Annotated in this window: 8 protein-coding genes and 2 pseudogenes; 7 read left to right on the top strand and 3 right to left on the bottom strand. The window is 70.1% G+C overall.

All coding sequences use genetic code 11. From position 1 onward, the window contains the following. The 3 genes and pseudogenes from ALLO2_RS09390 to ALLO2_RS27145 form a co-directional block, all read left to right on the top strand. The coding region (locus ALLO2_RS09390; protein WP_035731165.1) for a transposase at window positions 1-336 on the top strand (336 nt) is incomplete at its 5' end. A 424-nt stretch (window positions 337-760) separates the two neighbouring features. Then, window positions 761-1,241: pseudogene (locus tag ALLO2_RS28180) on the top strand (BTAD domain-containing putative transcriptional regulator); the annotation flags it as partial. Window positions 1,242-1,250: 9 nt separating this feature from the next. Then, window positions 1,251-1,394 carry a hypothetical protein gene (locus tag ALLO2_RS27145; RefSeq protein ID WP_232234994.1) on the top strand — a complete coding sequence of 48 codons (144 nt, stop codon included), beginning with the start codon at window positions 1,251-1,253 and terminating at the stop codon, window positions 1,392-1,394. A gap of 171 nt (window positions 1,395-1,565) precedes the next feature. Here the strand turns inward: ALLO2_RS27145 and ALLO2_RS09375 are convergent, their stop codons facing one another. The 3 genes from ALLO2_RS09375 to ALLO2_RS09365 form a co-directional block, all read right to left on the bottom strand. Continuing rightward, the gene (locus tag ALLO2_RS09375) at window positions 1,566-2,300 is read right to left on the bottom strand and encodes an SDR family oxidoreductase (RefSeq protein ID WP_011434621.1); all 735 of its coding nucleotides are present in this window, start codon (window positions 2,298-2,300) and stop codon (window positions 1,566-1,568) included. 142 nt (window positions 2,301-2,442) lie between these two features. Continuing rightward, entirely contained in the window at window positions 2,443-3,015 is a 573-nt protein-coding gene (locus tag ALLO2_RS09370; RefSeq protein ID WP_347272520.1) for a methylated-DNA--[protein]-cysteine S-methyltransferase, read from the bottom strand. 38 nt (window positions 3,016-3,053) lie between these two features. After that, entirely contained in the window at window positions 3,054-3,539 is a 486-nt protein-coding gene (locus ALLO2_RS09365; RefSeq protein ID WP_023840196.1) for an RNA polymerase sigma factor, read from the bottom strand. Between the two features lie 229 nt (window positions 3,540-3,768). Between ALLO2_RS09365 and ALLO2_RS09360 the strand changes: the two genes are divergently transcribed. From ALLO2_RS09360 to ALLO2_RS09350, 4 genes and pseudogenes are all read left to right on the top strand, one after another. Then, a complete protein-coding gene (locus tag ALLO2_RS09360) occupies window positions 3,769-4,263 on the top strand; it encodes a methylated-DNA--[protein]-cysteine S-methyltransferase (RefSeq protein ID WP_023840195.1) in 495 nt (164 codons plus the stop codon). Beyond that, window positions 4,223-4,477: a hypothetical protein gene (locus ALLO2_RS25545; RefSeq protein ID WP_157493332.1), complete on the top strand. Its 255-nt coding sequence runs from the start codon at window positions 4,223-4,225 to the stop codon at window positions 4,475-4,477. Before ALLO2_RS09360 ends, ALLO2_RS25545 begins: the two co-directional genes overlap by 41 nt. Before the next feature lie 38 nt (window positions 4,478-4,515). Beyond that, entirely contained in the window at window positions 4,516-5,745 is a 1,230-nt protein-coding gene (locus tag ALLO2_RS09355) for a 3-carboxy-cis,cis-muconate cycloisomerase (RefSeq protein WP_011434625.1), read from the top strand. 230 nt (window positions 5,746-5,975) lie between these two features. Then, a pseudogene (locus ALLO2_RS09350) lies at window positions 5,976-6,799 on the top strand (IS5 family transposase). Window positions 6,800-7,263: the final 464 nt, after the last annotated feature.

The following is a 7,263-nucleotide window of genomic DNA, read 5'->3' as shown; positions in this document are numbered from 1 at the left end:
GACCGGGAGTGGACCGGGCTGGTCGCCCACCGCAACCATCCCATGATCGGTCTGGACAACAACCCGGCCGAGAGGATCATCCGCAAACCGGTGATCACACGGCGGAACACCGGCGGCTCCCGCACCGACGACGCCGCCCGCCGCGCCGCCACGATCTTCACCGTCACCGCGACCGCCGACCTGCACGGCCTCAACCCACTGACCTACCTGGCCGACTACCTCGACGCCTGCGGTCGCGCCGGCGCCAGAGCACCCACCGGGACGGACCTCGACCGGTTCCTGCCCTGGGCTGCCAACCCCGACGACCTCGCCCGCTGGAGGAAGCCTCCCGGCTGACCCAGCCACGCCAGCCCGACTCCAGCGGTGTCACACCCGGTGACACCNCCCGTCAGCATTCCCCCACGCGACTTCCGACTACTTACATCGAATCGACGGTTTCGAATAGGTCGCCACTGCCGTCGCCGCGCAGCGGCATAGGCTTTCTACGTCACCACGTAGGACGCGTGAGCCATCACGCCCGGGCACTTACCAGACGTAGTTGATCGTAACCGACAGCTACCTCCGCGCAGCCCTGCGTCCGCACCAGAGACAGCCGACGTCGACCGGGCAACGCCCCACCATCATCCCAGACACAACCCCGAACGCGACAAACAGGCCACCGCAGCCCCACAGAATTCTCATCCGATCAGGTGGCGGCCACGCCGCCAGGAATGCTCAAAAAGACGCACCCTCTACGTGCTCAAAAAGACGCACCCTCTACGTGCTGCATATCCGGCGGAGTCTCCGGCTGCCGTCGGTCCAGGATTCTCGCGAGGTTCTCGTCACCCGGAACCATGCATACCAGATCGTGGCGGACGGATACGACTTCGACCGGTGCCGATTCGATGATCTATATCGGGCCGGGCGGACTGCCGCGGCTCGGCGCGATGCCGAGGCGGCGAGCCGGCTGTTGGGCCAGGCGCTGCGCGAGTGGCGCGGCCCTGCCCTCGCGGATGTCAAACGTGGCAGCCTCAGCGCACCGCACGTCATGGCGCTGGAGGAGGCCAGGCTGCACGCGACCGAGCTCAGGATCGAGGCCGACCTGGCGCTCGGGCGGCACCACGAGCTCGTGCCCGAACTGGAAGACCTGATCAGCCTGCATCCGATGCACGAACCTGCACGCCCAGCTCATGGTGGCCCACTCCCGGTCCGGCCATCCGAAGCGAGCCGCCTCGGTCTTCCGTCGCCTCCGCTCCACGCTCATCGACACGATGGGCATCGAGCCGACGTTCCGGACGTCCAACCTCATGCGTGCCATCCTCGCCGGCAGCGACCTGCTGCTGGGCGACCGGTGGGAGTCGTCGCCGCAGGCGTTTCGGCAGGGAACGGGCCGCCAGCTGACCCGCGCCCGCTGATCCTGGGCGCTCCGTCGCGGCCTGCGGCCTGGGCCGTCGAGTGCCAGGCCTGTCCTCCACGGGCAGGCCGGCACCCGGCGGCCGCAGCGACTCCCGCCGGACCGAACCCCGTCACGCCTGGTGGGTCATGCCGGTCGGGTGCGGCGCGCTGCTACCCGGGCGCGGTGTTTGCTACCAGGCTACGATGCCGTTCTGGTCGAAGAATGTGCCCGAGGGGGCGTCGTCGGGCAGGGTCGCGGCCCGGACGACGACCTGCGCGGCTTGGTCGGCGGTGAGTTGAGCCTGCTCTCTGTTGATCGGGGTCAGGTCGGTCTGCACGAAGCCCGGGCAGACTGAGCTGATCTTGATGGGGGTGTCGGCGAGCTTCTTGGCGAGCGAGATCGTGATGCTGTTCAGCGCCGCCTTCGAGCTCTGGTACGCCGGCACGATCAGGCCGTAGTAGGGCGATGCGGGGTTCGCCTGGTCGCTGAGCGAGCCCATCGTGGTGGAGACGTTGACGATGCGGCCGGCCGGGCTCCTGCGCAGCAGCGGAAGGAGCGCCTCGGTGACGGCAACCGGGCCGAAGACGTTGGTCGCGTACGTCTTCCCGAACAGATCGAGGGAGGCGAACTCGTGCTGCTCGCCGTCCGTGGCCTCGGGCAGGATCCCCGCGTTGTTGACCAGAATGTCCAGGCCGGCCGGCAGCTCCGCGACCCGCCTGGTGGCTGCCGCGATGCTGTCGGGGGAGGTGACGTCGAGCGCGATGGCGTCGGCGTCGAATCCCTGCGCCGTCAGATCGGCCGCGGCCTTGTCCGCCGCGGCCTGCTCCCGCGCGGTCACGAGGACCCGGTGCCCGAGCCGCGCCAACGCCTGCGCGGTTGCGAAGCCCAATCCACGGTTGCTCCCGGTGACAAGTGCTGCAGACATGCGTTGTCCCGTCCAGGGGTTCGGCCCGCCGCCGGGGCGGCGGCGAGAGCGTTGACGAGGCTCTCGGCAAGGAGACGCCCGGACAGGCCGGAACGTGAGGTGTCGATTGCGATCCGATGCCCTGTGACCTCTCCGCGCCGCGTCAGAGTGCCCCCTCGAGCCGCAGCAGGGATTGCTTGGCCTGCTCGCCGCCCAGGTAGCGGCCGATCCGGCCGTCGCTGTATATGACGCGATGACATGGAAGGATCACGGGCAGTGGATTCGTCGCGCAGGCCGTCCCCACTGCCCGGACCGCGCGAGGGCTGCCCGCCAGCGCGGCGACCGCCGCGTAGCTGGCCGTGCTGCCATAGGGGATGTCGCGCAGGTGCTCCAGCACCGAGAGCCGGAATCCCGTCGCGAGCCGCAGATCGAGGCTCAGTGTGAAGCGTGACCGGGCCCCGGCGAAGTACGCGTCGAGCTGAACGGCGACGGGATCGAGCCGCCCGTTCGCCCGCAGAACGCGGGGGCTGATCCGCTCGGACAGCGACGCGAGCACGGCGTCGTGGTCCTCCACCTCATAGGCGACCCGGACCAGCCCCTGCGGGGTCGCTGCGAGCAGGAGCCGCCCGACGGGCGAGTCCACGCTGCGGTAGGCCACGTCCAGCAGACCCTCCCGCTCGGCCTCGGCCGCGAGCCGTTGGCGCAGGCGACTGAGCCGGGCATCGAGGTCCGGCATGGCGGCGAACGGATCGGGCGCCCGAAGATCGTCGCTGGTCATCGCGACTCGTCCTCCTTCGCCAGTGCAAGCATGCTCCGCAGCGATGCGATGGCGTCAGCGCCCGCGCGCCGCGCGGCGGCGGGATTGCCACCGACGAGCCGGGCGACCTCGGCGTACGGGAGTCCGGCGAGATAGTGGAGCGCGACGGCCTCCCGTTGCCTGGGCGTGAGCCGTTTCAGCGCGTCCCACAGATCCAGCTGCGTGTCACGCTCCTCCCACCGGGCCGGCTCCGGGAGGCGCTCCGTCGGCGCGGGCCGCCGTGACTGGGCCCGCAGCTGGTCGATCGCCTTGTTGCGCGCGATCGTCACCAACCACGCCTCGACGTTGCTGCCCGCAGGCAGCTCCGGATACGCCCGCAGCGCCGCGAGAAACGTCTCCGACCAGGCATCCTCGGCCAGATCCGGCCCGGCGACCGCCCAGCAGACCCGCAGCACCATCGGCCCGCACCGCTGGACCACGGCGTCGAACGGTTCGCGCTCCATGCCAGAAGAACGATCCACACGGCCCAAGTGTGAGCCCGGGCTCGGGCCTGGTCGGATCCGGTCGGCGCAGCGGCCGGGGCCCGTCCCGGGCGGACGAGGACGCGAGGACCTGCCCGGGGCTCACAAACAGCCCGGCCCGGACGTCGTAGGGGTGAACGCACGAACCGTCGCATTCCGGAGGCCGGCGATCAGCGAGATGCCTGTGCACTGAGCCCCGCTTCACGCCGCCGTGACCTACCGCCACGTGGACACGGCTGTCGGCCGGCTCTTCCTCGTGCGGACCCAGCGGGGTGTGGTGCGCGTGGCCTTCCGCGACCAGGACGCCGACTTCGTGCTGGACAGCGTGACCAGGCAGGTCGGGCCGGCCGCCGAGGCCAGGTGCGGCCAGCTCGACGACGTGTACCGCCAGATCGTGGAGTACCTGGACGGCGACCGCCGGGAGTTCGCGGTGCCGCTGGACACGTCGCTGGTTGGCCCGGCCCAGCGGGAGGTCCTGCGTGCCCTGTGCGCCGTGCCCTTCGGCGCCGCGGTGACGGTCGGTGAGCTGGCTGTCGCGGCGGGTCGACCGGCGGAGGCGGCGGCGGTGGGGCTGGAGGTAGCGGCCAATCCACTGCCGATCCTCATCCCCTGCCACCGGGTGCTGCGCGTGGGGCCGGATGCCGCCGTCTATCCGGGTGGCTGCCATGTGCGCCATCAGCTGCGGGCCCTGGAGGCCCGAGGGTGAGCGCGGCCCGGGCCGGCTCTCGAGCGTCGCTGTAGCCGAGCCGCACAGTCTGGTCTGGCGCTACCGCTACCGCTACCGCTACCGCTACCGCTACCGCTACCGCTACCGCTACCGCTACCGCTACCGCTACCGCTGCCACGGCAGGCGCCCGACCGGGCGGCGGAGGCGGCGAGTGCACATCGCCCGGACCGGTCCGCCCCGCACTCGGCCGTGACCGCGACCGGACCTCCGTCTGCGAGAGGAAGCGGCACGATGGACGACCTACGACACGGTGACGGGCGGGCGGCGTCCTGGGCCGGAACTCTCATCGATACGGCGACGAGCGGTGCGGCGTGGCTGCGGGCGATGCTGGACGTGGAGGCGGCCGTCGTGCGTGCGGAGGGCCGGCTGGGTCTGGTGCCTGCCGCCTGCGTCGCCGCGATCGACAAGGCCGTCGCGGAATGCTCCGCGGACGTCGAGCGGCTCGCCACCGGCGGGCAGTGGTCCGCGAGTCCGGTGGGTGGGCTGGTGGCGACCCTGACCGAGACCACGCGGCGCATCCACCCCGCCGCCGCCGAGCATGTGCACCGCCATCTCACCGATGCGGATGTCGTTGCAGCCGCGTCGCTGGTCGTAGCGACCCATGTCCTCGCCCTCGCCGACGCCGATCTGCAGCGGGTGGCCGCGGGACTCGCCGAACTGGTCGACCGACGGCGGCCGGGCGGGTCGGCCGTGGACGGGGCCGGTGCACCGGGCCGGGCGGCGCGCAGTCTTCCGACGGTCGCCGCCGGTTGGCTCAACGACGTCCTCGACGCCCGTGACCGCCTGGCCCGCCTCGTCGCCGACGGCCTGCCCGCCCCGTTCGAGGGGATCCTGACCCTCCAGGTACCGGCGCCGCTCGCGGCGGCGCGGGAAGAGGTACCGGGCCCGATCGACGGGGCCCTGGCCGCGGTGTTCGCTGCCGAAGCGGGCCTGTCCGAGCCGTCACTGCCATGGCGTGGGCCTCGTACCATTCTGCTCGATCTGATGGCTTTCGCCGTCTTCGTCACGTCCACGGCGGCCACGGTGTCCGCCGGGATGCGGCGCTGGGCTCCCGCACGCCCCGAACCGGCTGGCGTGAGGGACGCAGCCGCGGCACGCCACTCGGCTGCGGCGGTCGACGTCATGGTGATCTCCTCGGCCATCCGGACGCCCGTGCTGGTCGTCTCCCTCGTCCACGACCTGGCAGCCGAGCTGTGGAACGACAACGACCGGCACGTCGAGTGGGAGACGCTGCGCGGGGCACTGCGTGCCCTCGGCGGTTCCGCGCACGCTGTCGCGGAGCTGGTCGAGCATGAGGTGACGGACGGCCTGTTCGCCGACCCGGACCGGTACCGACGCGCGGCCGACGCCGAGACCGAGGTCGACGCCGACGCCGACCCCCAGGCAGAGGCCGGCGGCCCTGGTGTCGGCCGGATATTCGTCGATCGGGTACTCGAGCGCTATCTCTTCAGCGCGCGGTGAGCGCGATGCCCAGTCGTCCGAAACTTCAGCGCTGTCGCGGAGAATTGCAGGGTGACGAGCCACTCACGCCGAAGACCACGGGAGAGGTGGATGTATGTCCGTTGCGCTGTCGACCGGCAAGGCTCCAAGAGCCTGTTTTGGATCTTTTTGCATATGCGGAGCGTGACGGAAAGTTGGTGTGGATGTTGCTGGTGGGGTTTGGACGGGGGTGATGGCGGCAGGGGCTGGTCATGGTACGTACACACCGGTATCCATCGGATCTGACCGACGCCGAGTGGGCGCTTGTCGAAGCTGTGTTGCCGCCGGTATCGAAGGACGGCCGGCCCGAGGCGCACTCTCGCCGGGACATCGTGGACGCCATCCTGTACGTGACACACAACGGGATCGTGTGGCGCGCGCTGCCGGCGGGCTTCCCGCCGTGGCAGACGGTCTACGGCTTCTTTGACCGGTGGAAGAAAAAAGGCGTGACCGCCGGGATCCATGACGCGCTGCGGGGCAGGGTCCGGCTCGCGCGGAGCCGACCGCGGGGGTGGTGGACTCCCAGTCGGTCAAGGGCGCCCAGACGGTCGGCGCCGACTCCGGCGGCTACGATGCCGGCAAGAAGGTCAACGGCCGCAAGCGGTTCGTGATCGTCGACACGCTGGGTCTCCTGCTGACCGTCCTCGTCGTCCCTGCCAACGTCCAGGACCGCGACGGCGGCCGGCGCCTCCTGATAGACCACTACTTCACCCATCATCGCTGCCGTCATCTGTTCGCCGACGGCGGTTTCGCTGGCCAGCTTGTTGCATGGGCGCGGACCATCATGAGGACCACCGTCGAGATCGTTCGGAAGAAACCCGGTCAGAAAACCTTCGAGGCCCTGCCGAAACGATGGGTGGTCGAACGTACCCTTGCCTGGCTCACCGCCCACCGGCGGCTTGCCCNCGACTACGAACGCCACCCCGCCACCTCCGCATNGTTCATCCACTGGGCGATGATCCGCACCATGGTCCGCCGTCTCGTTCGCGGGAATCCCGTCCCACGCTGGCAACCCCGCGATACTACAGAGCGTTAACATCACTCAAGATCCAGGACAGGCTCTCAGTAGCCATGGCCACGCCGTGGCGGGAGTCAGGTCCACCGGGTCGTGGAGGGCACGGCCGGTGGATCTGTGAACCACGAATACCCGGCGTCTGTCACCCGGTCGTGTTCTCGCTGCCTGCGGATGCCCGAATCGCGATCGTGATCTCGTTACCGGCCGCGGGGGCGACGGTGCAGTGCAGCCCGAGATCGGTGACACGGCCGTCGCGGGCGTTCCATTCGCGGGCGCCGTCGTCTTGGTGTGACCTGGCATTTTGTTGAACTTTTTTCTTGGTGCAAAATTCGCACAATCCGAACCGTCGCCTGATTCGCCCGGCGGGCGCTGTGGTCCAGAGCTCGTTTGCCGGTGTTGAGTTAACCCCTTAACCGCCTCGGGGTGCCGCTGGCCTCGGTCCGAGTCGCCGGGGCGGGCGTGATGCCAGTGAGTCGCGGTTTGCC

The sequence above is a fragment of the Frankia sp. Allo2 genome (genome assembly GCF_000733325.1).
Taxonomy (GTDB): domain Bacteria; phylum Actinomycetota; class Actinomycetes; order Frankiales; family Frankiaceae; genus Frankia; species Frankia casuarinae.
This window is presented reverse-complemented; position numbering and strand designations above follow the sequence as displayed.

Bases quoted from the DNA above. Each gene is read 5' to 3' on its own strand.
- ALLO2_RS27145 (WP_232234994.1), top strand. From the start codon at position 1,251: ATGGGCATCGAGCCGACGTTCCGGACGTCCAACCTCATGCGTGCCATC.
- ALLO2_RS09375 (WP_011434621.1), bottom strand. From the start codon at position 2,300: ATGTCTGCAGCACTTGTCACCGGGAGCAACCGTGGATTGGGCTTCGCA.
- ALLO2_RS09370 (WP_347272520.1), bottom strand. From the start codon at position 3,015: ATGCCGGACCTCGATGCCCGGCTCAGTCGCCTGCGCCAACGGCTCGCG.
- ALLO2_RS09365 (WP_023840196.1), bottom strand. From the start codon at position 3,539: ATGGAGCGCGAACCGTTCGACGCCGTGGTCCAGCGGTGCGGGCCGATG.
- ALLO2_RS25545 (WP_157493332.1), top strand. From the start codon at position 4,223: ATGTGCGCCATCAGCTGCGGGCCCTGGAGGCCCGAGGGTGAGCGCGGC.
- ALLO2_RS09355 (WP_011434625.1), top strand. From the start codon at position 4,516: ATGGACGACCTACGACACGGTGACGGGCGGGCGGCGTCCTGGGCCGGA.